This is a genomic window from Bacteroidota bacterium, from assembly GCA_018266835.1.
Classification (GTDB): Bacteria; Bacteroidota; Ignavibacteria; order Tepidaquicellales; family Tepidaquicellaceae; genus JAFDZO01.
The window spans coordinates 51,535-76,455 of record JAFDZP010000001.1; the positions used below are offsets into that span (position 1 = coordinate 51,535).

Here is a 24,921-nt window from a genome sequence, read left to right on the forward strand (position 1 = left end):
AGCACAGTTGGCAAAAATTCTTCACATAGCCCCACAGAATACCGCCGGAATGCCAATGGATTTTGTAAAAATGCACAGGCAGTTCGGTTTCGAATCCAATCTTGTAACCATATATAAAAATAAATTACACTTCGAAGAAGATATATCTTTAAATCTTGAGCTCCCTCAAAGCAATTTAGCTAAAAAATGGCGTGATAAAAAAATTGAAACTCCATCTGAGCCCGCACTAAAAATTTATAAGCCAAAAAATATTGTTGAAGAAATATATTTCGGTTTAAGAGATTCTAAGAATAAAAAAAGAATTAATGAACTGATTGAAGAATATAATCTGTTTGATTACGATATTTATCATTTTGACGGGGGAATGGATTTTTTCCGGAATCTCAGCTTTGCAAAAGAACTAAAAAAGAGAAAGAAAAAAATTGTATGCTGCTACTTTGGAAGTGATTTACGAACCCGGGGGATTTTCAAAGAACTTGAAGATATGTCTGATTTATTGCTAACTGTCGAATACGACCATCTTTTACTCCACAGTAAAGTAAATTATATTTTTTTCCCTTTTGATGTAAAGAATATTAAATTCAAACCGGCGAATAATAATATAAAGAAAATAATTCACTCGCCGACAAACCGCGCATTTAAAGGAACAGATAAGATTTTGCCTGAAATAGAAAAAGCAAAAAAAGAATGTGACTTTGAATTTTTATTAATGGAAAATATTGATAGGGAAGAACTCTTAAAAATAAAATCAGGCTGCGATTTAGCAATTGATCAGGTTGGGGGAGAAATGGGAGGAAGCGGATATGGGAAAAATTCGATAGAAAATTTATCAATGGGAATTCCGACATTCACAGAATTTTTTGATGACTATTATAATTTTTTGGATTCAAATCCGTTTATCAATTCAAATATTGGAAATCTTAAAGAAAATATAGTTAAGTTTGTAAAGAGTGTGGCATTAGTTGAGGAGTATGCAGTTAAAGGAAGAAAATGGGTTGAAGAAACTCATTCCTTTGAAGCAGTGAATGAAAAACTGTTATCATATTATAAAAAGTTCAATATTATTTGATGGCTAAGTCACCTATAAAAACATTGCTTTCGCATACTGCAATTTATGGAGTAGGATTAGTGCTCAATAAATCGCTTGGCTTTTTATTGCTCCCTGTTTATACAAATTATTTTACTCCGGGTGACTGGGGAGTTTTTAATATTGTCTGGTCACTATGGATTTTTCTTTCAGTGCTATACAGCCTTGGATTCGAAAATTCATTCATGAAGTACTTTATTGAAGAAAAAAATAAAGCAAAAAAATCCGTTATTTATTCTTCCATACTAGCTGCATTATTGATATCATCTTTTATCTTTTCAGTTTGTATTTATTTCGGCGCCAATACTATAAACAACCTTCTTCATTTCGAAGATACCATAAAGGGAGTGTTTCTTATCAAAGTTCTTGCAGTTCTCCTATTCTTTGATACCATTTACAGAATTCCTTTGCTTCTGCTGCGCGCTGAGCTCAACACAAAAGTTTATACATACCTTACAATTGTAACACTTATCATAAATCTAGGATTAAATCTTTTTCTAATAATCGTCCAGCACTATGGTATTGAAGCAATTTTCTACAGCTATATCGTTTCGGTTTTTGTCACTACAGTTATTTGTTTGTTTGTTACCGGCCCTTATCTGACACTAAAAATTTCATTCAACGAAATTAAAAGACAGCTTTCGTTCGGTTTTAAATTTATTTTTATTGGTCTTTTTATTTTAGTAATAGATATTTCGGATAGATTTTTTCTCAAGTATTATTACAACGAAAGCGTTGTTGGTGTGTACAGCGCAAATTACAGACTTGGTACGGTTATGAGTTTAATAATTTCAGCTTATAAATTTTCGTGGACTCCGTATTTCATGAATCTTTCCGAAAATCCCGATAACAAAAATATTATTTCAAAAATATTCACCTACTTTGTATTTACAGGTTTATTTTTATTTCTTTTCTTTTCCTTTTTCATTGCACCGATTGTTCAGTTAAAAATCAGCGGCTATTATATTCTCAACGAAGCTTACTGGAGCGGTCTGAAAATCATTCCTATAATTTTGCTTTCATATTTTTTCTCGGGACTTCATTCAAACTTAACAGTCGCCCCATTCTTTTCTGACAGGACAGATGTACTGCTTAAAATTTCCATTATTGGATTAGCTGCAAATCTGGGATTGAACTTATGGCTAATTCCGAATTACGGAATGACCGGGGCAGCTCTTTCTACTTTGTTTACTTATGTAATAATGTTCGTTGTACTTTATATCCAGTCTCAGCAATTATTCAGAATTGATTTTGATTTAAGAAAATTAGGGATTATCTCTCTTTTAACTATCATTTCTTATTTCGCAGTTTTTTTTCTGCAAAGTAATTATTTTAAAAATCCACTTTACCATAGTATAATTGCTATAGTAATATTAAGCTTATTTTTACTTTTTTGCGTAAAATTTAATATAATTCAGTTTAATTACCTAAAGAAAATCTTTGTTAGAGAGAAGACTTAAAGTAATACTTTAAGCTTTTATCTTGACTTTTTTACCGCGATTAATTACGTTTATATAATCTAATTTTACCAATGAAAAATATATATCTACTCCCTATATTTTTCCTCCTATTTTTTTCCGGGCAGGCATTCTCCCAGCTCACTGGCGAAGGGGAGCCAAGTGAAGAAATTGAATCCGCAGATGTATCAATGGAGCAGATGCTCGGAATGTTCGATGGTATTATTAACGAGGATTTGATTGATAATATTTCTGAAATTTTACCGAACGATGCTGTTATCGTAAACTATGGCGCAGGTGATTTTTCCGGCGAAGGAATGACAGATATAACTATCTCGTACAAAACCAAATCTACTCCCGATCATAAATTAAACGTTATATTTCTTATCAATGAAGATGATAAACAGTTTAAGGTAATGAAAGAAGATGTTGTGGAATGGGTAGATGTTCCTTATGATGTTGCATTCAGTATCAGTGAAGGCACATGCGTTTTTACTTATAGAGAAGGCAAGCAGTGGAGATTCCAAAGATACTTCTATTATAATGATACAGTCTTCCTTCTTCAGGATGAAACAATAGACTAAAAATATTTATTTTATATCAGAGATTTCAAAAGGCGAACTTATAATGTTCGCCTTTTTTATTTGAAGTTATATGATATTAAAAATTAAAAGGAGCGCTTAGCTTCAGGTTAAAACTTCTTCCCGGATTCATTGCATATGTTTTGTACCTGCTGAGATGGTCAACATATTTTGTATCTGCAAGATTATCTATTGAAAAATCCATTGAAGCTATTGACTTGGATAAAACAAAATCAAATCCTATTCCCGTCTTTAATAAAACATATCCGTCAGTAGAAGTCTCAAGCGGATTAACCTGGTTTTGTGCTGAAACAATTTTTGTTGAAAAACTGAAGTATGGATTATAAATAGAATTCCCAAACTGTCTCTCCTGAAATTTTACTTCAATAATATTTTTTGCCGGAGGAATAAGAGGCAGATAATTTCCGGTTGCATCATTCTTTGCTGTTACATAATCACCGGTTAAGGAAAGCAGAATAAAATTTACAGGTTGAATTTGCAGGGAATATTCAAACCCCCAAAAGACCCCTTTTGCCTGCCTTAAATTATAAACAGGAAGCATTGCAGTCGAATCGAAAATCCCGGTTGGAGCAGGATAGATGAAATCATTAATGATATTATTGAAAAATGACAAAGATGCATTTATTTTTTTAAAATTTGCTCTTAACCCCAGGTCAATATTCCATGAAGATTCAGGATTAGGATTTGAAGTTGAATCTAATGTAATCAACCCTTTTTCGTTTCTTCCTGTCCCTTCATGTTCTCCGTCTACAAAAAGTTCAAACTCCGATGGCGCTCTCCATCCTCTTCCCAGATTTGCAAATAAATCAATATTACTTACCGGGTGAGTTACAATTCCTAAAGAACCTGTAAAAGCATTAAACTTAAGATTCCTATCCGAAACTGATTTTAATGTATTGCCGAGGGAATCTGTTTCAAATACCGTATTTTCTACATTAAGATTTTTTGTATCAAATCTTCCGCCAATAGAAACTGAGAAATATTTCTTCTGCATTTTTTCAGAAACATAGAAACCAATAGCTGATGAATTGTAATTGGGAATAAGTTTTTCTATTCCCAAAGTTTCATTTATTGTTGATGTCAAAGAAGCTCCTATTGTTCCAGAAATATCTTTGGTAAGTATATGCTGCAATCTTAAATCACTCTGAAAATTTTTCATTTCAAGATTTAACGAAGCATTATCTTCATCTTTATCTGTATTAGTTTCAAATTCTTTGCGCGACTGAATCTGATAAGAAATAACAGGCTCAAGAATTAATTTTTTATTAAGACTGAATTCGCCGCTAAGCTCAAATTGTTTTGTTCTTATTTTTTGATTTGCTGTGGAGAGCGGATCAATATCATGCATTTGAATATCACGGTTGAACAGTTCAAAGCCTGCTACAATCTGTCCGTACTTTCCTATTGTGCCAAACGAAACTCCTCCTTCAAGTTCCTTTGCACCGCTATTGCTAAGTAAACCGCCTGTAATTGTATCTTTTATATCGGGATTAATACTGTTTGTAATTAAGACTCCATCGGGAGTTTTAGTGTCGTTGTTGCTTCTATAACCGAGATGTCCCTTTACTCCCCAGTTACTTAATCCATATCCCAGAGTTAAGTTTCCGGTTTTTTGTTCATTCACTGAGTAACCTGCAGCATCAAATCCTCCGTAAAGAATACTCTTTTTCCCTGAAGAGAATTGCAGCGGTTTAGAAATTATATTTATAACTCCTCCGATTGCATCTGAACCGTAAACAAGGCTGGCAGGTCCGCGGAGAATTTCAATCCTATCAAGATCGTATAACGAAACTTCGGGAGCGTGTTCATCTCCCCATTGCTGAGATTCATGTTTTACTCCGTCGTGAACAATTATCACTCCCAGTGAAGTTAGTCCTCTGATGACCGGCTTTCCAAGTGATATGCCGGTGGAAATATTATTTATACCGGGAATATTTTCTATTGTAGATGCTAAAATTTCTCCGCGATGCTTTGTAAGTTCACGCAGACTGATTGTAGATAAAGAAAAAGTACTGTTTTTTATTTCGGTTGGAGTGAAAGAACTTGTAACATCTATTGTGGGAGTTTCGATTAGCGTCTTTTCCAGTTTGAACTCAAGATTGGTTGTGTTCGCATTAATGTAAATTAAAAAAGTATTAGATTTATAACCCGTCAAAGAAACTATAAAGTGATAGTTTCCCGGAGGAATTGTATTAAATTCAAACTCTCCTTTTGTATTTGAAGTTGTGGATATTGAAAGCTCTTCCATTCTGACTTCGGCTAAATGAAGAGAAGTGTTTGTCTCGGAATCGATAATATTTCCTGAAACCGAATAATATTCTTCAGCAAAAATATTCTGAAAGCAGATAAAAATAAATAGTATGGCTGAAAGGACTTTTAAACTTTTCATAAAATTATAAAGCGTTATAATTAATAGATGTGTAACTCAGTTAACAAAACTGAATTAATTTATTGTAAGAGAATGATATGATATGAAAAGTTAAATCTTGGGCGGAGGAAAAGGGGAATCTGCTATTTCCTGAGGTGACGAACTGATAAAAGAAATAGCTAAAGTATGTTTCGGAATTTGAGGAGCAAAGATGAAATAAGTATATGTATGTGATGAAAAATTATCTAAACTGATTTTAATTGATTTCGTATCACTGCTCTTATCTGATTTTTCGGCATCAATAATAATAGTACAGGAACCGTCGCAATCTTTATCGTTGTGCTGTTCATTGCTTATTTTATGGAATAAGTTGTGACTTGAGTAAACAAAGCCGAGTTTCGTAATCCCGAAAACATAAAAACACAGAAGCAGTATTGAAAGCAATTTTTTCACACTTAAAGTTATTGCAAACGAATTGCAAATGCAATGCAGAGAAAATTATATAAATTTACCTCATTACCACTAATAGGGAAGAGTTCATTTGAATGAAAAATTAAATATTGTATTTTTGAATTTGTATTAATTAGAAATAAGAGCACTTATTCTGTAGTGAATCTTAAGTTTAAAACTGAGCAAAAATTCGTCAAATTTACAAAAAAATAGTGGTAAAATAAAAACCCGACTAAAATCCGACTTTTTTTAAATACTGAAACAGCTAAACAAAAATGTTACAATAATGTTACTTTCATTTTAAAACCGGAGCGATGGAACGAAGGGATGTATAATATATGATAATTTTGGAAGTCGTAACTTTTGTTTGAGTAAATAATCCGACTATTTCCCGACTATTTTAAATAAAAAGACCTGACGGATTTTAATCCTGTCAGGTCAAATAAATAAAGTTACCTATTAGTAGGAAAGATTATGCCAGTATATATTTTTCTGCCATTCTGTAAGTCGGGCAGCCCATAGAGACGATTCGTTTATGGAATTCTTTAAGCTCTTTATCTTTGTGTTTGTCAAAGAACATCTGCTTAAGCTTTTTGAGGTATATTTTACCCAGTGTATAACTCAGATATCCCGGATCAAATGCTCCACGTTCGGCTTCCTGTCTAGCAGTTGTTTCAGGCATGAATGCGTTCTTCATAAAGAACTGAACTGCCTCCTCTATGGTCATCTTTTCGGTGTGCAGCCCGACTGCGACTAAGTAACGGCAGCAGCGGATAAGCGCTTCAATCAATTGAGCAAGTTTCATTTTGGGATCAAATGAATCGTAACCCATATCTGACATCATTTCTTCCGTATAATGAGCCCATCCTTCAACATAAGTGTAGCTCATGGAAATTTTAGCGAACCTGTTTGCATATTTATTTGAGTAAAGAAAATGTGTATAGTGTCCCGGGAAAGCTTCATGGATAGAGATCATTTTTAAAGTAGGGAAGTTGAAAAGAGTCATCCATTCCTCTGTCTTTTTTTCATCCCATTCTTTCTCAGGAAGGTTCACATAGTAGTAAGATTCATCCGATTTCTCAAAAGGTCCTGCTGTATCCATAGCAGCAAAACCGAAACCCATGTACTTTGGCATTTCAGTTACAATACAATTCATTTTTTCAGGGAACTCGATGATATCTCTTTCTTTTATGAATTCAATCAGGTCATTCAATGTTCCTGTTGTTTCTTCTACAAGTGTAGCAGCAGAAGGATGGTCTTCTTCAAGAACATATGGGTCCAGTCCAGGATGTTTTACATTAACAAGCTCGTTGTATTCATTAAGCAGACGGTGCAATTCCATTTCGCCCAGCTTCTTGATTTTATCAATAGGAAGGTCAATGTGTTCTTTAATGCTTAGCATCTTTTGAAATTTATCCTCTCCTAATCTGAAGTTATCATCTGCATTAGGAACCAATGTTTCTTCTATAAACCTAAGGTACTTTTCAATTGATTCAATAGCTGTTTTAGAAGCAGTATTGTATTTATCAATTAACTCTTCCGATACTTCACGTTTATTAATTTCAGCAGATAAATCATCCCTGAAAAACTGAACATACCCTTCAGTGAAAAGCTTGGCATATTTGCAATGAAGAGCTGCGCATTTGTGTTCAAGATTTTTCTGAGCGTTTTCAAACACCGTAGGAACTCCCCCAAGTAAATTGATTACTGATTGTAAACGTTCTTCAAAGGGTGCATAATCCCGGCTGATGTATTGTCCGATATTTCCTAAAGCGCCTGCATAAAACATTGGATTTTTTTTGTAACTCTGAAGTTCATCGTGCTCAAAAAAATATGATTCAAGTATCCATTTTATAAAATCAAATTCAAGAGGCTGGTCGCCTGATAATTCTTCCTTTTTAAAAGTAAGTAATTCATTGTATAGTTCACCGAATTCTTTCCTTACTGATTCGAGTTCTTCAATTGACAATGTTGATAGTTTGCCGTCATGCTCGTGAAGTCCTAATGAAGAAGCGTGAACGGGATCTTTCTCTAAGAAGGTATTAAATGCTTTATCTGAGAATTCCTGGAAATTGTTTGCCATTATATAGTAGTTTAAATCTCGGAGTATTCGCCGAGGTATAGTTTTTTGCTTTGGTTATGAATTTTACAATGTTCACCGACTAACGATTCGTGCAATATTGAATCAGTAATTGTAGTATGTGAATTAATTATGCTGTCTTTTATTTTACTGTCTTTGATGTGACAGTTATCGTTTATAGTTGCATAAGGACCTATGATGCTGTTTTCAATTTTAACATTTTCTCCTATGTAAACAGGTTCTATAATTTTTACGTCGCCGTCAAAGTTATATTTCTTACTCATCTTTGTAAGTAAGTAACGGTTGGTTTCCAGCATTGTTTCAGGTTTGCCGCAGTCAAGCCATCCTTCAATAGGATAAGTTATCATTTGTTCTTTCTGTGTTGATAGCATATATTCAAGCGCATCTGTTAGCTGATATTCACCTTTAACAGTGATTTCATTGTTGATAACATGTTCAAGCGCCTCGAACAGTTTATCAGAATTCTTTAAATAATAAATACCGGTAATAGCTTCATTGGAAGGGGATACTTCTTTTGATGCAGGTTTCTCTATGAAGCGTGTAATTAATCCTTCCTGATTCGTTTCTACAACTCCGAATCTTCGTGGGTCTTCTACTTTCTTAACAGCAATAACTGATTTATCAGTTGAAGTAAGTTCTTTTAAATTAACATCAAACAGAGTATCACCCAGGATTATAAGTGCGTCTTCATTTTTATCGAAGCCCGGTTTTGCTGAGTGAATTGCATGCCCCAGGCCTTTTGGTTCTTCCTGAATTAAAAATTTATAATTATAATCGAATGTCTTTTTTATATAGTGTTCAAATTTATCACCTAAGTATCCTGTTACAAATATTATTTCATCGACTAACTTTTCTTTTATGAGCTGGTCAACAACGAAATAAATCATCGGCTTGCCGGCAACATTTAATAAAACTTTTGGATTTGTAAGAGTAAACGGTTTAAGTCTTGTGCCAAAGCCTGCAACAGGTATTATTGCTTTCATATTTTATATGATTAAGATAGTAGTTTTTTAATTTCTTCAGAGGTAGAACTTAAAACTTCATCCAATCTTTTAATATCTTTTCCGCCGGCAGTTGCAAGCTGAGGTCTTCCGCCACCGCCACCGCCAAGCTGTTTTGCAGCATCACGGATAATGTTTCCGGCACTGAGTTTTTTATCACTTATTAAATTATCACTGACTGTACATACTAAATTTATTTTATCATCTAATATTGAAGCAAGCAGAGCAATTCCGTTCCTTAATTTTTTTCTGACTTCTTCACCAATGAGTTTAAATTCTTCACTGCTGTGTACGATTATTTTTGATACTAAAACTTTGCTTCCGTTTAATTCAGGAGCTTTATTAATTAATTCATCCAGTAACACAAATGCTTTTTCAAGATTTTGCTTCAACATCTGCTTATCAAGCTCTTTTTTCTCTTCGAGATATTTTTCTTTTAATTCATTTAATTTTAGTAAAATTGAACTATGCTCTTCAACGAGCTTTTTCATTAAATTTATATCTTTGAAATCAGAATCAATAATTTGTATCTGTAAGTTACCAACAATTGCATAATAAATTTGTGAGTAATTTTCAGGTAAAAAATCTAAAATGGAATAAAGTTCTTTATTCTTTTCATTCAGATAATCAATTATACTTTTTCCTGTTATTGCAAAAATTCTTCTGACCCCCGATGAAATACTTTCTTCTTTTATAATTTTGAAAAGGCCTATTTCACCTGTAGACTTTACGTGTGTACCACCGCAGAACTCAACACTGAAATCGGGATCAATTGTAACTACTCTTACTTCATCCCCATATTTTTCAGTAAATAATTTTTTTACATTTGGTATTTTATTGGCTTCTTCAATGGTCTTTATTTCCGTTTTGACAATAATATTTTGGGCGATTTTTTCATTAACCATATCCTCTATTTTCTTTATCTCCTCGGCTTCGACTTTCTTAAAATGGGGGAAATCGAATCTTAAATATTCATCACTAACTAGTGATCCCATTTGTTTAACTGTATCTCCTAAAGTTCTTTTTAATGCTTCATGCATTAAGTGAGTTGCAGAGTGATTACGTTCTATTGATTGTCGTCTATCATAATCTACTTTTACTTTCACATCAAACCCTTTTTTAAATTCATAAGGTCTATCAATTATCACACTATTTTGTAATGACTGTATTACGTTAAGAGTATCTTTATCTTCAGTAATAAGTTTTCCTGTATCCGAAATTTGGCCACCGGACTCCGCAAAAAATGGATTTTTCCATAAATATATTCTCATCTTTTGAGCTTCTTCCACGAGTACAGTTCCAAGTACATTTGTTGCAACTTCACTACCGTCATATTCCCATGGAACATATTTATAATCTATATTAATTTTATGTTCGTCTCCATCTGAAAATTGAAATTGCATAGTTAAGTCTTTCTGTGCTTTCCTTGACATATCTTTTTGCCTTTTCATAGCAAGGTTGAAGGCATCCATGTCAACTTCATAACCATTTTCTTTAGCCATGACTTGAGTTAAATCAACTGGAAAACCATAAGTATCATAAAGTTTAAATGCATCTTCTCCTGAAAATATTTTGTATCCTCCTAATTCTCTATTCACAACATCTTCAACTTGTTTGTGAATATTTCCCCTTAATATATTGTTGAATAACTCAATACCTCTATCAAGAGTAATATTAAAGCTATCTTCTTCTGCTTTTATTATTTTTTTTGAGTCCTCTTTCTTTTGTGCAACTTCTGGAAATATATATCCGAAGTTTTCTGCAACAGTATCAACAAGCTGCCATAAAATTGGTCTGTGAAAATCAAGCTTTCGGGCAAAGCGTGATGCTCTGCGTAAAATTCTTCTTAGTACATATCCTCTACCTTCATTTGAAGGAATTGCTCCGTCGCTTATTGCAAATACAAGTGTGCGTATATGGTCAGCTAAAATATTCATAGGAGAAATATTATCTCCCTCGTATTTTTTTCCTGTAAGTTCAGATATTTTATTTAATATTGGAGTGAAAACATCAGTCTCGTAATTTGATTTTTTCTTTTGCAGAGCGCGGCATACACGTTCAAATCCCATACCTGTATCAACATGTTTATTCGGAAGGGGAGTGAGAACACCGTTTTCATCTCTGTTATATTGGATGAATACATTGTTCCAGATTTCTATTACGTTTTCATTATCCGAATTTACATCGTTGGCAGTGCAGCCGTCTTCAGTCAGGTCAATGTGGATTTCAGAGCACGGACCGCATGGACCCGTGTCGCCCATTTCCCAGAAATTATCTTTTTCATCGAAGCGTAATATATGCGAAGGGTCTATGTCAGTTTCATTTTTCCAGATTTCATATGATTCGTCATCGTCTCTATAAACAGTTGCCCAGAGCCTGTCTTTCGGAATTCCCCATGTTTTTGTGAGAAGCTCCCATGACCATGTTAAAGCTTCTTTTTTATAATAGTCGCCGAACGACCAGTTGCCGAGCATTTCAAAAAATGTATGATGATAACCGTCAAATCCGACTTCTTCCAGGTCATTATGCTTACCGCCTGCACGGATACATTTTTGTGTATCGGCAGCGCGCTTATAGTCGCGGGTTCCTACTCCAAGGAAAACATCCTTGAACTGGTTCATACCTGCATTTGTGAACAGCAATGTAGGGTCGTCATAAGGCACGACAGAAGAAGATGGGACAATTTTATGGCCTCTATCTTCAAAAAACTTTAAAAACGAATCTCTGATTTCTTTAGATTTCAAGTGCTAAAATATTTAATATTTATCAAATTTACGTTTATTTCATTAAAGATTAAATGTAAAGAAAGGGGGATTTAATCAAAAATCAATAAAATAACGGGCTATAGCTGTTTTCCGGAATATTTACACTTCTTCTGCAAAATAAATCTTCCAAACGCACTTCTAAATAGATTGAATAAAACCTATATTTTTAATATATTTGTTACTTACTCAAATCTTATTCAAATTTAACGATTATGAATATCCCCAAAAATTTAAAATATACAAGCGATCACGAATGGGTTAACGTTGATGGCGCAGTTGCAACAATGGGTATCACAGATTTTGCTCAGGGCGAGCTTGGTGATATAATTTATCTTGATGTTACAGCAGCAGTCGGCGATGTGGTTAACGCCGGGGATGTATTGGGTACTATAGAAGCTGTGAAAACAGTTTCAGAAATTTTCAGCCCGATATCAGGTACAATTACGGATATAAACACAGGCATTAATGATGTCCCTTCAATAATTAATCAGGACCCTTATGAAAGAGGCTGGATGATTAAAATTGAACCATCAAATGCAGACGAGCTTGCCAACTTAATGGACAGCACATCTTATTCAGAAACAATCGGACAATAATTTTCATAGGTAAAACAGAAGATAAGAACAGATTAAGAGAAATTTTTTAAGATTTTATTTGGTTAGAGTTTATTTTGAAGCGAAGAGGAGTATTGTAAAATGAAGATTAATGTAGTAAACCTAAAAGACGGTGAACACAATTTTGACTTCCTCGAGAAGTTAGAAAATTTTAAATACGAAGGAATAACTCTTCCTTCAGCAATAGAAGTTAAAGCAGTTCTTTACAAATCCGCGGGACAGATAACCATAAAAGCTGATATCAAAGGTAAATATATTTTAACCTGCGACAGATGCGTTGAAGATTATGAGACGGAGTTTGAAATCCCGTTCTTCATGATTTACAAATTTGAACACGATGAAGAGCTTTTAAAAGAAAACGAAGATGATACAATAAAGTTTGTATCGCCTAAAACAGTTTTTATAAGTCTGGATGAAGATGTTGCAGAGTACATAATTCTTGCAGTGCCCATGAAACACGCTCCCGAAGAGATAAATGATGTCTGCACAAGGTGCGGAAGAGATATAAACGAGCTTTTCAAAAGAGAAGAGCCTGAAGAAGAAAAAGAAAATCCCGTATGGGAGAAACTCAAAAGTTTAAAAAATAAATAAAGTAATCATACTAAAATGCCAAATCCAAAGAAAAGACACTCAAAAACAAGAGGAAGAAAAAGAAGGACTCATTACAAAGCAACTGCGCCTTCAACAATGAAGTGCCCGAATTGCAGTGAGCCGAAAATGATGCACAGAGTTTGCTCAAATTGCGGATTTTATGACGGCAAGAGCATTGTATTGCCAAGAAAATAAGCTTACAACAGACTTCAGAAGACTTTAAATTTTTACATAAGATAAAATTCAGATAATAAACTTGTTATCTGAATTTTTATTTTTAAGAGACGGTTGTAAAAAATATTTCAGTCTAACCAAAATGGATACGTCAAGAGAGTCAAATACAAGTTCAAACAAAAAAGTTAGTGTAGTTGTAGATGCTATGGGAGGGGACTTTGCTCCCGTTAATGAAATTGCCGGCGCAATTATGGCCTGCAAAGACAGAGGTGATGAGCTTAGAATAATTCTTACAGGAAAAAAAGATGTTCTTGAAAAAGAATTGGCTAAGCAGGGCGGAAGTTCCAACATTGAAATTGTTCATGCAGATGAAGTTGTAACAATGGATGACTCTCCGACTGATGTTTATAAGTCAAAGCCCAATTCGTCAATAAACGTAGGGCTCGCTCTTTTAAAAGATAAGAAAGCAGATGCATTTGTAAGCGGCGGTAATACCGGCGCTGTGATGGCAGCAAGCACACTTAAGCTCGGAAGAATAAAAGGTGTAGGAAGACCTACTATCGGTTCAATTTTTCCTTCTAATAATTCCAAGACAATGGTGTTCGATGTAGGCGCTTCAGTTGACTGCAAGCCGATACATCTTAAAGAGTTCGCTATTATGGGAAAGATTTTTATGGAGAGGATTTATAATGTTAAAAATCCTACAGTAGGACTTTTAAGTGTCGGTGAAGAAAAAACAAAAGGCAACGAGTTAACATTTGAAGCTGCAGAGCTGCTTGAAAAAGCTGATGTGAATTTTGTAGGAAATGTTGAAGGAAGAGATGTACTCAACGGTAAAGTTGATATAATTGTTTGTGACGGATTTGTAGGAAATATAATTCTGAAATTTGCTGAGGGAGTTTTAGATCTGCTTAAAGCAAAGTTCAGAAGTTATGCAGATAAGAGTCTGATGAATAAGTTAAAGATGGGAATGATTCAGGGAACTATGCGAACTATCTTAAAAGATTTTGATTATCAGGAGTACGGCGGAGTTCCGTTGCTTGGTGTTGACGGAGTTTCGATTATCGGACATGGAAAATCCTCACCGCTTGCAATCAGGAATATGATTTACAGAGCAGAGGAAGTGGTTAGAAAAGATGTCTGCGGAAAGATAAGAGAAGAGATTAATAAATAAAACAGGAATTCAGTCAGTCCTTATAGACTTTAAAATACAAGTTTAAAATTTTATATTAACAACTACTAATAAACAACAATGGCAAAAGTACAATCATTTGCTGATAAAGCAAACAAAAAGAAACAAGGCGACTTAATTGTTATGTGCCCGGACACAGGCAAAGAAACAAAGATCGTAAACGTAAGACTTGTTGACGCTATTCCGAACGGAAAAGGCTCATTCAGATTCTTAGACAGAAACCAGAGAGTTTACGAGTCAACTTATAAACCATATAAAGGATAAGGAGCGAAAAATGTCAAAAGTATGCGCAGTAACAGGCAAAAGGCCGTTATCAGGGAACAATGTTTCTCACGCTAACAACAAATCAAAAAGAAGACAACTTCCGAATCTACAGGTTAAAAGAATCTGGGACGAAGAAGGAAAAAGATGGGTTAAGATGAGAGTTTCTGCAAGAGGTTTAAAAACTCTTGATAAAGCCGGCATCAAAACCGCTTAAGAAAAGCTCTTTTAACAATACGATTTTTTTAATGGTAAAGGCAAGCGTAATTATCCCTGCCCTTAATGAGGAAAAACTGATATCGAATGTATTAGGACAGTTTACCGATGAGGACATAAAGAAGTACAACTTAGAACTTATAGTCAGCGACGGGGGCAGCACAGATAAGACACTTGAAAAAGTGAAGAACTACGCCTGCAGTGTAATCGAACATAAAGAGAAAGTTAAACAGAACATCTCTCAGGGAAGAAATAATGGTGCATCCATTTCCCGGGGAGATGTTCTTATTTTTTTTAATGCCGATACAAGAATATCTGATAAAAAAAAGTTCTTTGAAAGAATATTTGAAGTTCTGAAGGATGATAAAATCGCAGCTATTGCCTGTCCGATATACGTCTTTCCGGAAGAAGAAAAATTATTCGATAAAGCTTTCCATACATTCTATAATAATTATGTTATAATGCTTAACAAATTTTTTATGGGAATGGGAAGAGGCGAGTGCCATATCGTTAAACGTGAGTTTTACGAGAAGGTCGCCGGTTACGATGAAAAGCTTTTTGCAGGAGAGGATTTTGATTTATACAAACGCCTGCGCAAGCACGGCAAGATTCATTTTATGAGGGATATTCCGATATTTGAATCTCCAAGGCGTTACAGAAAGTTTGGATATACAAGAGTTGTTTATGACTGGCTGAAGAATTCAATCTGGGTAACTCTTTTTCATAAGAGTTCAAGCAGTGAATGGGAAGCAGTACGTTGATGGAATAAGGTCTTTAAAGTTCTTAAGGTTTATAAAGTACAAAGTTTATAAGTTAAGAAGTTTGAAAACCATACACATAGACTTTATGAACTTTAAAAACTTTATTAACTTTTAACTAACACGAAGTGTTTCAGGTTCTTTATAAGTCAGAAGAAAAAGGATGCAAGGCAAGGCTTGGTGTGATAAACACTGACCATAGCGAAATCGAAACTCCTGTATTCATGCCGGTAGGGACTTTAGGCACTGTGAAAGCAATTGAGCAGCGTGAGCTTACCGAAATGGATGCGCGAATAATTCTTGGAAACACATATCATTTATATATGCGTCCCGGAATGGAAGTGATGAATGGTGCAAAAGGACTGCATAAGTTTATGAACTGGAACCGAAGTCTGTTAACAGACAGCGGGGGATTTCAGGTCTTTAGCTTATCAAAGATGAATAAGATTAGTGAGGAAGGTGTTCAGTTCTCCTCGCATTTGGACGGCTCGAAACACATGTTCAGTCCCGAAAAAGTTATTGAGATACAAAGAACAATCGGTTCTGATATAATGATGCCTTTAGATGAATGTATGCCTTATCCAGTTGAAAGAAGCAGAGCTGAGAAATCAATCGAGCTTACTTTACGCTGGGAAAAAAGATGTTTTGATGCTTATAAAAATTCTGAAGACCGATACGGTCACAGACAGTTTTTATTTTCGATTAATCAGGGCGGAACGTATAAGGATTTACGAAAGAGAACGATTGAAGAATTAGATAGTATAGATTTTGCAGGGAATGCCATCGGCGGACTTGCTGTCGGTGAAGAGAATGAGATAATGTACGAGATTACAGACTACTGCACCGATACAATGAGTGAGAATAAGCCGAGATATTTAATGGGAGTCGGAACTCCGATTGATCTGCTCGAGAGTGTTGAAAGAGGTGTCGATATGTTTGACTGTGTAATGCCTACAAGAAATGCAAGACACGGAAGGATTTTTACAACAACAGGCGAGATAAATATTAAAGGCGCCAAGTACAAAAATGACCACAGCTGTATAGATGAAGAGTGCAAGACATATACATCGGAAAATTTTTCATATGCATATTTAAGGCATTTATTTATTGCAGGAGAGATTCTGGGCTCGCAGTTAGCATCAATTCAGAATATAGGATTTTATCTCAACCTGATGCGAAACATAAGAACAGCAATAAAAGAAAAAAGATTTTTAGATTTTAAAAAAGAGTTTTTAGAGAAGTATAAAAGTAAAAGTGCTTAAATTAATTCTATTATATTCCGGAAGTGGATTAGAAACTATTTGGTTAATAAAATGGTTTTTTCTGGTTCCTTATGTATTACTTACAATAATTTATACCACACTTTACATTACAATTGAAAAGTTGGAAGAAAAACAAAATTCAAAATATAAAAAATAAATGAATCATTTAGTATTATTACAGGCAGCTCCCGGCGGCGATATGGGTTCTATAGTATCATCATTACTCCCGTTCGTTTTAATTATAGTTATATTTTATTTCTTAATATTAAGACCTCAGCAAAAGAAACAGAAAGAAAGAATGGCTTTATTGCAGTCACTTAAAAAAGGTGATAAAGTTATTACAAGCTCTGGAATTCACGGAACAGTTGAAGGACTTGAAGAAGCAACAGTATTAGTAAAGGTTGCAGAAAATATGAAATTGAAAATGGATAGAAGCGCAATTGCAACTATTGTTGGTGTTACAGATGTTGTACCTGCTAAAAAATAATAGCAAAGGTTTACAAAATGAAGCTGGTAAAAAATACAAATAAAAATAAGGTCAGTACTATTGAAGCAGCATTAAAAGATTATGCTGAAGGCAAAATAATTATAGTAACTGATGACGAAGACAGAGAGAATGAAGGCGATATGATTTTCTCAGCAGAGAAATCTACTCCTGACCATGTTAATTTCCTTGCAAAATACGGCAGAGGACTGGTATGTGTTCCTATGGAAGAAGACAGACTTGATGAATTGAATTTGAAAATGATGACAAACAATAACACTTCGCTTCATGCTACGCCTTTTACAATAAGCGTTGATTACAGAATAGGAACTACAACAGGAATTTCTACATCGGACAGAGATAAAACTATTAAGGCTTTAATTGACCCTGAAACAAATCCTGATGACTTGGGAAGACCGGGACATATTTTTCCTCTTAAAGCAACTAAAGGCGGTGTGCTTCGCAGAGCGGGACATACTGAAGCAGTTGTTGATATGAGCAAGCTTGCGGGACATTATCCTGCCGGAGTTCTTTGTGAAGTGATGAAAGATAACGGCGAGATGGCACGCATGAACGATTTGTTCGAAATTGCCGCAAAACATGATTTAAAAATTATTACAATTCGTGACCTTATAAAATACAGATTGAAAAGAGAAGTTTTAGTTGAGCGTATGGTAGATTCACATTTACCGTCGAGGTTTGGGGATTTTCAGATTATTCTTTACAGAAGCGTAGTTGATAATAAAGAACACGTTGCTATGGTCAAAGGAAAAATTGACAGCAGTAAACCTGTTCTTGTTAGAGTACATTCAGAGTGTTTAACGGGAGATATTTTCGGTTCACTCAGATGCGATTGCAGAGACCAGCTTACTCAGTCATTAAAAATTATTGAACGAAACGGCAACGGAGTTTTATTATATATGAGACAGGAAGGCAGAGGAATCGGTCTTCTCAATAAATTGAAAGCATACAATTTACAGGAGCAGGGAAGAGATACAGTTGAAGCAAACGAAGAGCTAGGCTTTAAGCCGGACTTAAGAGATTACGGAATCGGCGCGCAGATACTAAGAGATTTAGGAGTAAGAAAAATAAATCTTCTTACTAATAATCCTAAAAAAGTTGTCGGGTTAAATGCTTACGGTCTGGATATAGTAGAAAGAACTCCGATTGAAATAAAAGCTAATAAGACAAACGAGAATTATCTTAAGACAAAAAGAGACAAGATGGGGCATTTGATATTAGTTGATACAAAAGAAAAAAGAGTAAGAAAGAAAGTAAGATAAAAAATCCCATAGGGTAATTAAAATAATTTTTATAAGTAAAATTTTATGCAAAACTAACAATGAAATCTGAAATTATTTATCTGACAAGAAGCAGATTAGTGGAACTCGAAAACGAACTTAGAGAGTTAAAGACTAATGCAAGGAAAAGAATGGCTGAAAAGATTGCCGAGGCACGTTCACATGGAGATTTAAGCGAGAACGCTGAATACGATGCAGCAAAAGAAGAGCAAGGCCATCTTGAAATGAAGATTTCCAAGCTTGAAGAAATGCTTTCAAGAGCAAAGATTGTGGTTCCGGAAGAACTTGCTGAAGGCGAAGTTACAATTCTTTCAAGCGTGAAAGTCAAAGATAAATCTATCAACGAAGTGATAACTTATGTGTTGGTGTCACCTGAAGAAGCAGATTTCGAGCTGGATAAAATTTCAGTTACATCTCCGGTCGGAAGGTCTTTAATGGGAAAGAAAGTCGGTGATAAATTTGAAGTAGAAGTTCCTGTTGGAAAAGTTAAATACGAAATCTTAGAAATTCAAAAACCTGTTTAAAAAATGGCGCAAAGCAACTATGCCGGAGTAAAAGTCGGTATATTCGTATCGGTAGCATTAGTATTAACTATAGCAACATTATTCTGGGCCAAAGGCTCATGGTTCGGCGAACCCGAAAGAAAAATGTCTGTATTCTTTCATAAGATTGATGTGTTGAATGAAGGTGACCCTATGAACGTGAACGGTGTGAAGAAAGGTGTTGTATCAAAAATTGAACTCGTTGGTGATTCTGTGAGAATAGATTTCACGGTTGCTAAGTCTGTTAAGATAAGACAAGATTACAGAATAGAAGTTTCGATTCTTGCGCTTATGGGCGGTAATCAGTTAGCGCTTACTCCGGGAAAATCTCCAAATGAAATTAATTATGATGTACCTTTAAAGGGAACTGAAGGCGGAAGCATTGGTTCAATGATAAGCCAATTCCAGACTATAACAGATACTGTTCAGGGCTTGCTTGGAAAATTCGGAAGTTCCGTTGAGAAGGTAAATGTTATTATGAATGACTTGCATGAGGTAACAGGTGACCAGGGAATGAAGAGTAATTTAAGAATGACTATGAGCAACGTTGAGATGGCAACAAGAAATCTTAATGCTCTCATCAGTGAGAACAGAGGTTCGTTAAGAGGACTTACAACTAAAGTTGATAACACTATCGGAAATGTTGACAGTGTTATTTCAAAAAACAGCGGAGAGCTTAACGGAACAATTAAGAACATAAGAGCTATTACTGAGAAGGTTGACAGCTTAGTTGCAAATCTTGGATTGCTGGTATCTGATACTCAGCAGCAGAAGAATGCTGTAGGGAAGTTTATGTATGATGATAAATTTTATCAGAACATAAACGCTACGGTGAAGGAACTTGAAGCATTAATGAAGAAGATAAGAAAAGACGGTGTAAAGATTAATTTATTCTAAGAAGTATTAAATAAGATTTTGATTAAGTCTTATCACTGAAAAGTGATGAGGCTTTTTTTTGTCTAAATTATTTTATTAAAATCATTTTTTGTGAAGAAACGAATTTTGATTTTCCATTTGTGGCAGTCATTACATAAAAGTAAATCCCGCTCGAAAGCTTAAATTCATCTGCGTTAAAGTCACTCTCATAACTTCCTGAATTTAAATTATCGTTAACAAGTTGAGTAATTAACTTTCCGTTAATGTCATATACTGAAAGCTGAACAAAGCTCTTCGATTGAATATTGAATTTTATGTTTGTAGTTGGATTGAACGGATTCGGGTAATTCTGAAATAATTTAAAATTATCAGGTGTCGATGTTGAAATATTTTTAATCCCTACTATATCTCTGTTCTCATAGTAATAAATCCCGCCCTTTAGATTTCCAATAAATAAATCTTTATCTGTATCGGCATCTATATCAACAAATTCAGGACAAGTCTGCCCGAAGACATTTATGTTCTTATAATTTGTTGTTTGAAGCACAAAATTAGGTGAAGAAGCTGAACCCGCATTTAAATAAAACCAGATTGTCCCGGCGCGGTTTCCGATGAATAAATCGTAATCTCCGTCTCCGTCAATATCTGCAAATCGCGGAGTGCTGTCATCACCGACATCGATACTTGAATAAAAATCCGTGACGAATGCATAATGAGGAACCTGCGGAGTTCCTTCATTTCTGTAATAATAAATTTTTCCGTTTGAGTTACCTAAAAATAAATCCTTATCGCCGTCATTATCTATATCTACAAAAGTCGGAGTGCTTGCCTGACCAAGATTTGTTAAACCTAGTGCCTGCAGACCTGTACCCATATACTGAAAATTATAATTTTCAGGAGTGCCGATATTTTTAAAGTAATAAATTGAATCTTTATAATAAGTGCCGACGAGTAAATCCTGAGTACCGTTCCCGTCTAAATCAGCAAAGGCAGGTGATGCATTATAACCGGCTATTGATAAAGGAAGAGCTTCTGTAATAAGAGTGAATGCAGGAGAAGTTGCTGTTCCTGTATTTTTGAAATATTCAATCTGGCCTAAATCATTACCAATGAACAAATCTTTTTTGCCGTCATTATTTATATCCGTGAAAGCAATTTGTGAATTACTTCCTGCATCCACATTATTCAGATAATTATTCGACATTCTCTGATACGAAGGAACTGAGGCTGTACCTACATTTTTATAATATGTAAAATTATCTTTAGTCTGTGATAAGTATAAAACAGAAACAAACAAATCTTTCTTGCCATCATTATCTATATCAGTAAATCTCTGTGAATTGTAACCGAGAGAATAATAAGAATCAGGATGAGGATATGAAGAATCTGCAACAACCATATTAGGATTTGTTAACGTTCCGTCATTTCTTATTCGGTAAATTCCGTGTGAATACAAATCACCCCAGAATAAATCGTTAATGCCGCTTCCGTTCAGTGAAGCAAACTCTAACGCATTTGCTCCGTGACGCGGATTAAGAGCGGGGGATATTATTAAAAGATTCTGCCAGAAATCCGTTACATACTGAAAATTAAAATTCGTGGAAGTTCCTATGTTTTTATAAAATGTAACCTGACCCACTGCAGTTCCTGTGAAAAAATCTTTTGTTCCGTCATTATCAATATCGCAGAAGGTGGGAACACAGTTGGATTCCGAATAAACAACATCACCTGTGTTAGTATGCAGTTCAGGAATTTCTAAAACAAAATTTGGAGCGCCGGCTGTTCCTGTGTTGCGAAAAAACCGGACTGTCTGCGCTTCACCTCCCCCGAATAAATCAAAATCTCCGTCATTATCTATATCTACAAATGCGAACCAGTTTTTAATTGCTAAATCCTGAAATGACCGGGTTATTAGTTTAAAATTTGGTGAGGAAGATGTTCCGATGTTTGCATAATAATATAACAAGGTATCTCTGTCATACATGAAGAGATCTTTCTTGCCGTCGTTATCAATATCTATAAATTGAATACGCGCATTATCCATTCCTCCGTTGAAAGGTGCCATCGAAGTTCCTGTACTGACATTAAATGGAATGCCGTCAAACTTCTGCACCAAGTTTTGAGCAAAAAGGGAAGGGATGATTCCGAGAAAGAAAAGTATTAAAAGTTTTTTATTCAATTTAGTTTAGTCCTGTTCCGAATTTATATTTATCAGTAATTGTAACAGGAAGTTTCCCTTTGAAGTTTATCTCTCCCAGTATTGCTTTTATACCTGCGCGGATAGAACTCTCACTGTCTCCGTAAGCACAAACGTATGAATTAATTCCGGTAAATCCCTGAATGAGATAAGGGTTGCCGAATGAGATTACGATTACTTTTTTTCCTTTTGCAACTAATCCATTAATTAAGTCAAGCTGTGATTGCGGAAGTCCGACAGTTCCTGTCATAATTTTTACTTTTGCGTAAACAGGAATAATAATTGTTTCGAAATTATTGCTTACTGCATAATTGATAATTGAATCTCCATAGCTGAAATCTCCCATTAAATCATATGCAGTTACACTTCCAAAATAATTTTTTGATTTCGGAATAAATTCACTCATGAAAAAATCAGAGTTAGCTTTATCGTTTCCGTTGTTCATTGAAACAACCATAACTTTTTCAATCATGGCTTTGATGCTGAATGGAAGCGTTTTGTTATCATTTTTTACAAGAGTAATTGATTCATCCGCAATCTGTTGAGATAAATTCTGAGCATCGCTATTGTTAACAACCTGGGAAACTTTTGATACATCAACTAACTTATTATCAAAAAGCTTCAACCATTTTTTTGCGTTAAGAATTTTTGTGACTGAGCGGTCAATTCTTTCAACTGATATAGTTCCGCTGTTCACTGCATTTTCAATTGTAGAAATCGTAAGCTCTTCACCCTGAGGCATTAAGATTAAATCGATTCCGGCATTCACACACATTAAAGCAACCTGCTCGGTAGAAAAATGTTTTGTGATGCCCTGCATGTTCAAAGCATCTGTTACAATCAGTCCGTTAAAGCCAAGCTGATTTATCAAAACTCCGTCAACTACACTTTTAGATAACGATGCCGGTACTGTAACATCCTTTTCAATTTCAGGAAAAGCTAAGTGAGCAATCATAACTGACATTACACCGGAGCTTATTGCATTTTTAAAAGGAACAAGTTCAGTAGTCTCAAGTCTGTCTCTTCCATAATTTATAACAGGCAAATCGTTATGTGAATCTATATCGGTATCTCCGTGTCCCGGAAAGTGTTTTGCTGTTGCAATAATATTTCCGTCCTGCAGTCCTTTTATCATCGCATCACCCATTGTAGAAACAAGCTGCGGGTCTTCACCGAATGAACGGACATTTATAATTGGGTTAAGTGGATTATTGTTTACATCCATTACAGGTGAGTAGTTCTGATGGATTCCCATTGCCTTGCATTCCTTAGCGATTTGCAGTCCCATTTTATAAGCAAGTTCTGGATTTCTTGTAGCCCCGATTCCCATATTGCTGGGAAATAAACTGCCGTCATCGAGTCTCATCTTTGTGCCGCGTTCAAAATCAGCAGAGATAAGCAGAGGAGTTTGTGCCTGAGATTGTAAATCATTTATCAGTTCAGCTTCTTCGATGGAATTTCCCTTGAAGAAAATTACACCGCCGACTTTTTTATTCACAACTAAGTCTTGCAACCTTTTATATTCTTTATCGCTCTTTTCAAGCTTAAGTCCGAATGAATTTGTAACAATCATCTGCGCAATTTTTTCACGCAATGTCATTTCGCTAAGCTTTGTCTTTACCCATTCAGAATTATCAGTAAGCACGGGTAAATCTTTTTTCTGCGGATTTTCTGTTTGCTCAACAGGTTTTTCACTGGTAAAAAAAGTAAAAGAAAATAAAGACAGTATTACTAATACAGATGATTTTACAAATAGCATTCGCCTGAAAAATTTAATGTTTTAAAAAAGTTAATCAAAAATTTATTGATGCAATTTATTATTGTTTATCTTTGCTTAAATCACGTTCCATTTTTTCATTCATGTTCGTAAAATATTTCATAATTTCTATTGGTAATGGTAATATCAATGTCGAAGTTTTTTCCGCTGCAATTTCAGTCATTACTTGCAGGTATCTTAATTGAAGCGCAAAAGGATTGCTTCCAAGAATTCCTGCTGCTTCCGATAACTTAGCTGCGGACTGGAACTCACCTTCGGAGTTAATGATTTTTGCTCTCTTATCTCTTTCAGCTTCTGCCTGTCTGGACATTGCGCGTATCATTTCCTGCGGAAGGTCAACGTTCTTCAGCTCAACGTTCATAACTTTTACTCCCCATGGTTCGGTTTCTTTATCAATTAGTTCTTTTAACTTTGCATTGATAACATCTCTGTGTGAAAGCAGTTCATCCATTTCACTCTGCCCAAGAACACTTCTTAAAGTGGTCTGCGCAACAAGTGATGATGCGTACATAAAATCTTCAACCTGAATTATAGCTCTGTTCGGATCAGTAACACGAAGATAAACAACGGCATTTACTTTTACCGAAACGTTGTCTCTGGTGATAATATCCTGTGACGGAACATCAAGAGCAATGGTACGCAAGCTTACTCTCATCATTTTATCCAGCAATGGAATTAAAATAATAAGACCGGGGCCTTTAACTGCGGAGAATTTTCCCAAGCGAAAAATAACTGCGCGTTCGTATTCGTTCAGAACTCTGAATGAACGGACTATAATTATAAAAAATATAAATCCGATGAAGCCTACAAAGACCGTGAATACACTAAGTGCTGCGCTTCCCATT

The 24,921-nt window shown here is 34.9% G+C and carries 23 protein-coding genes; 15 read left to right on the top strand and 8 right to left on the bottom strand.

Annotated features, from left to right (window positions below; all coding sequences use genetic code 11):
- The first annotated feature begins 7 nt into the window (after nucleotides 1–7).
- The 3 genes from JST55_00220 (at nucleotide 8) to JST55_00230 (ending at nucleotide 3,128) form a co-directional block, all read left to right on the top strand.
- Nucleotides 8–1,069 (top strand): hypothetical protein, encoded by a 1,062-nt coding sequence (locus JST55_00220; protein ID MBS1491897.1) that lies wholly within the window; start codon nucleotides 8–10, stop codon nucleotides 1,067–1,069.
- A complete protein-coding gene (locus JST55_00225) occupies nucleotides 1,069–2,547 on the top strand; it encodes a polysaccharide biosynthesis C-terminal domain-containing protein (protein ID MBS1491898.1) in 1,479 nt (492 codons plus the stop codon). Before JST55_00220 ends, JST55_00225 begins: the two co-directional genes overlap by 1 nt.
- A gap of 71 nt (nucleotides 2,548–2,618) precedes the next feature.
- Nucleotides 2,619–3,128 carry a hypothetical protein gene (locus JST55_00230; protein ID MBS1491899.1) on the top strand — a complete coding sequence of 170 codons (510 nt, stop codon included), beginning with the start codon at nucleotides 2,619–2,621 and terminating at the stop codon, nucleotides 3,126–3,128.
- 76 nt (nucleotides 3,129–3,204) lie between these two features.
- On the opposite strand, the gene JST55_00235 is transcribed toward JST55_00230, so the two are convergent.
- The 5 genes from JST55_00235 to alaS form a co-directional block, all read right to left on the bottom strand.
- The gene (locus tag JST55_00235) at nucleotides 3,205–5,535 is read right to left on the bottom strand and encodes a TonB-dependent receptor (GenBank protein ID MBS1491900.1); all 2,331 of its coding nucleotides are present in this window, start codon (nucleotides 5,533–5,535) and stop codon (nucleotides 3,205–3,207) included.
- A 90-nt stretch (nucleotides 5,536–5,625) separates the two neighbouring features.
- Nucleotides 5,626–5,958 carry a hypothetical protein gene (locus JST55_00240; GenBank protein MBS1491901.1) on the bottom strand — a complete coding sequence of 111 codons (333 nt, stop codon included), beginning with the start codon at nucleotides 5,956–5,958 and terminating at the stop codon, nucleotides 5,626–5,628.
- A gap of 478 nt (nucleotides 5,959–6,436) precedes the next feature.
- A complete protein-coding gene (locus JST55_00245) occupies nucleotides 6,437–8,047 on the bottom strand; it encodes a DUF885 domain-containing protein (GenBank protein ID MBS1491902.1) in 1,611 nt (536 codons plus the stop codon).
- A gap of 11 nt (nucleotides 8,048–8,058) precedes the next feature.
- Nucleotides 8,059–9,048 carry an NTP transferase domain-containing protein gene (locus tag JST55_00250; GenBank protein ID MBS1491903.1) on the bottom strand — a complete coding sequence of 330 codons (990 nt, stop codon included), beginning with the start codon at nucleotides 9,046–9,048 and terminating at the stop codon, nucleotides 8,059–8,061.
- Between the two features lie 11 nt (nucleotides 9,049–9,059).
- Nucleotides 9,060–11,810, bottom strand: a complete 2,751-nt coding sequence (alaS, locus tag JST55_00255; protein ID MBS1491904.1) for an alanine--tRNA ligase — start codon at nucleotides 11,808–11,810, stop codon at nucleotides 9,060–9,062.
- A 233-nt stretch (nucleotides 11,811–12,043) separates the two neighbouring features.
- Between alaS and gcvH the strand changes: the two genes are divergently transcribed.
- From gcvH to JST55_00315, 12 genes are all read left to right on the top strand, one after another.
- On the top strand, nucleotides 12,044–12,427 hold the full coding sequence (gene gcvH / locus JST55_00260; GenBank protein MBS1491905.1) for a glycine cleavage system protein GcvH: 384 nt from the start codon (nucleotides 12,044–12,046) through the stop codon (nucleotides 12,425–12,427).
- 99 nt (nucleotides 12,428–12,526) lie between these two features.
- The gene (locus JST55_00265; GenBank protein ID MBS1491906.1) at nucleotides 12,527–13,036 is read left to right on the top strand and encodes a DUF177 domain-containing protein; all 510 of its coding nucleotides are present in this window, start codon (nucleotides 12,527–12,529) and stop codon (nucleotides 13,034–13,036) included.
- Between the two features lie 15 nt (nucleotides 13,037–13,051).
- Complete coding sequence (gene rpmF, locus JST55_00270; GenBank protein MBS1491907.1) at nucleotides 13,052–13,231, top strand: 50S ribosomal protein L32; 180 nt, start codon at nucleotides 13,052–13,054, stop codon at nucleotides 13,229–13,231.
- A gap of 121 nt (nucleotides 13,232–13,352) precedes the next feature.
- Nucleotides 13,353–14,384 (top strand): phosphate acyltransferase PlsX, encoded by a 1,032-nt coding sequence (gene plsX / locus JST55_00275; GenBank protein ID MBS1491908.1) that lies wholly within the window; start codon nucleotides 13,353–13,355, stop codon nucleotides 14,382–14,384.
- Between the two features lie 78 nt (nucleotides 14,385–14,462).
- On the top strand, nucleotides 14,463–14,666 hold the full coding sequence (locus JST55_00280; GenBank protein ID MBS1491909.1) for a hypothetical protein: 204 nt from the start codon (nucleotides 14,463–14,465) through the stop codon (nucleotides 14,664–14,666).
- A gap of 10 nt (nucleotides 14,667–14,676) precedes the next feature.
- On the top strand, nucleotides 14,677–14,880 hold the full coding sequence (gene rpmB, locus JST55_00285; GenBank protein MBS1491910.1) for a 50S ribosomal protein L28: 204 nt from the start codon (nucleotides 14,677–14,679) through the stop codon (nucleotides 14,878–14,880).
- A gap of 31 nt (nucleotides 14,881–14,911) precedes the next feature.
- Nucleotides 14,912–15,640: a glycosyltransferase gene (locus JST55_00290; GenBank protein ID MBS1491911.1), complete on the top strand. Its 729-nt coding sequence runs from the start codon at nucleotides 14,912–14,914 to the stop codon at nucleotides 15,638–15,640.
- A gap of 125 nt (nucleotides 15,641–15,765) precedes the next feature.
- A complete protein-coding gene (gene tgt / locus JST55_00295; protein MBS1491912.1) occupies nucleotides 15,766–16,899 on the top strand; it encodes a tRNA guanosine(34) transglycosylase Tgt in 1,134 nt (377 codons plus the stop codon).
- Between the two features lie 157 nt (nucleotides 16,900–17,056).
- The gene (gene yajC, locus JST55_00300) at nucleotides 17,057–17,386 is read left to right on the top strand and encodes a preprotein translocase subunit YajC (GenBank protein ID MBS1491913.1); all 330 of its coding nucleotides are present in this window, start codon (nucleotides 17,057–17,059) and stop codon (nucleotides 17,384–17,386) included.
- 17 nt (nucleotides 17,387–17,403) lie between these two features.
- Complete coding sequence (locus JST55_00305; GenBank protein MBS1491914.1) at nucleotides 17,404–18,666, top strand: bifunctional 3,4-dihydroxy-2-butanone-4-phosphate synthase/GTP cyclohydrolase II; 1,263 nt, start codon at nucleotides 17,404–17,406, stop codon at nucleotides 18,664–18,666.
- A 59-nt stretch (nucleotides 18,667–18,725) separates the two neighbouring features.
- Nucleotides 18,726–19,208, top strand: coding sequence for a transcription elongation factor GreA (gene greA / locus JST55_00310; GenBank protein MBS1491915.1), 483 nt, complete (start codon nucleotides 18,726–18,728; stop codon nucleotides 19,206–19,208).
- Nucleotides 19,209–19,211: 3 nt separating this feature from the next.
- Nucleotides 19,212–20,123 (top strand): MCE family protein, encoded by a 912-nt coding sequence (locus tag JST55_00315; GenBank protein MBS1491916.1) that lies wholly within the window; start codon nucleotides 19,212–19,214, stop codon nucleotides 20,121–20,123.
- A 67-nt stretch (nucleotides 20,124–20,190) separates the two neighbouring features.
- On the opposite strand, the gene JST55_00320 is transcribed toward JST55_00315, so the two are convergent.
- Genes JST55_00320 through JST55_00330 form a run of 3 tightly spaced genes read right to left on the bottom strand, consistent with a single transcriptional unit; the run spans nucleotide 20,191 to nucleotide 24,920 of the window.
- The gene (locus JST55_00320; protein ID MBS1491917.1) at nucleotides 20,191–22,281 is read right to left on the bottom strand and encodes a T9SS type A sorting domain-containing protein; all 2,091 of its coding nucleotides are present in this window, start codon (nucleotides 22,279–22,281) and stop codon (nucleotides 20,191–20,193) included.
- A 1-nt stretch (nucleotide 22,282) separates the two neighbouring features.
- The gene (locus JST55_00325; protein ID MBS1491918.1) at nucleotides 22,283–24,058 is read right to left on the bottom strand and encodes a glycoside hydrolase family 3 C-terminal domain-containing protein; all 1,776 of its coding nucleotides are present in this window, start codon (nucleotides 24,056–24,058) and stop codon (nucleotides 22,283–22,285) included.
- A gap of 58 nt (nucleotides 24,059–24,116) precedes the next feature.
- Nucleotides 24,117–24,920, bottom strand: a complete 804-nt coding sequence (locus JST55_00330) for a slipin family protein (protein ID MBS1491919.1) — start codon at nucleotides 24,918–24,920, stop codon at nucleotides 24,117–24,119.
- Nucleotide 24,921 lies beyond the last annotated feature (1 nt).

Excerpts from the sequence above, each read along its gene's own strand:
- JST55_00225 (MBS1491898.1), top strand. The coding sequence starts at position 1,069 with ATGGCTAAGTCACCTATAAAAACATTGCTTTCGCATACTGCAATTTAT.
- JST55_00230 (MBS1491899.1), top strand. The coding sequence starts at position 2,619 with ATGAAAAATATATATCTACTCCCTATATTTTTCCTCCTATTTTTTTCC.
- JST55_00235 (MBS1491900.1), bottom strand. The coding sequence starts at position 5,535 with ATGAAAAGTTTAAAAGTCCTTTCAGCCATACTATTTATTTTTATCTGC.
- JST55_00245 (MBS1491902.1), bottom strand. The coding sequence starts at position 8,047 with ATGGCAAACAATTTCCAGGAATTCTCAGATAAAGCATTTAATACCTTC.
- JST55_00250 (MBS1491903.1), bottom strand. The coding sequence starts at position 9,048 with ATGAAAGCAATAATACCTGTTGCAGGCTTTGGCACAAGACTTAAACCG.
- gcvH (MBS1491905.1), top strand. The coding sequence starts at position 12,044 with ATGAATATCCCCAAAAATTTAAAATATACAAGCGATCACGAATGGGTT.
- JST55_00265 (MBS1491906.1), top strand. The coding sequence starts at position 12,527 with ATGAAGATTAATGTAGTAAACCTAAAAGACGGTGAACACAATTTTGAC.
- rpmF (MBS1491907.1), top strand. The coding sequence starts at position 13,052 with ATGCCAAATCCAAAGAAAAGACACTCAAAAACAAGAGGAAGAAAAAGA.
- plsX (MBS1491908.1), top strand. The coding sequence starts at position 13,353 with ATGGATACGTCAAGAGAGTCAAATACAAGTTCAAACAAAAAAGTTAGT.
- JST55_00280 (MBS1491909.1), top strand. The coding sequence starts at position 14,463 with ATGGCAAAAGTACAATCATTTGCTGATAAAGCAAACAAAAAGAAACAA.
- rpmB (MBS1491910.1), top strand. The coding sequence starts at position 14,677 with ATGTCAAAAGTATGCGCAGTAACAGGCAAAAGGCCGTTATCAGGGAAC.
- JST55_00290 (MBS1491911.1), top strand. The coding sequence starts at position 14,912 with ATGGTAAAGGCAAGCGTAATTATCCCTGCCCTTAATGAGGAAAAACTG.
- yajC (MBS1491913.1), top strand. The coding sequence starts at position 17,057 with ATGAATCATTTAGTATTATTACAGGCAGCTCCCGGCGGCGATATGGGT.
- JST55_00305 (MBS1491914.1), top strand. The coding sequence starts at position 17,404 with ATGAAGCTGGTAAAAAATACAAATAAAAATAAGGTCAGTACTATTGAA.
- greA (MBS1491915.1), top strand. The coding sequence starts at position 18,726 with ATGAAATCTGAAATTATTTATCTGACAAGAAGCAGATTAGTGGAACTC.
- JST55_00315 (MBS1491916.1), top strand. The coding sequence starts at position 19,212 with ATGGCGCAAAGCAACTATGCCGGAGTAAAAGTCGGTATATTCGTATCG.
- JST55_00325 (MBS1491918.1), bottom strand. The coding sequence starts at position 24,058 with ATGCTATTTGTAAAATCATCTGTATTAGTAATACTGTCTTTATTTTCT.
- JST55_00330 (MBS1491919.1), bottom strand. The coding sequence starts at position 24,920 with ATGGGAAGCGCAGCACTTAGTGTATTCACGGTCTTTGTAGGCTTCATC.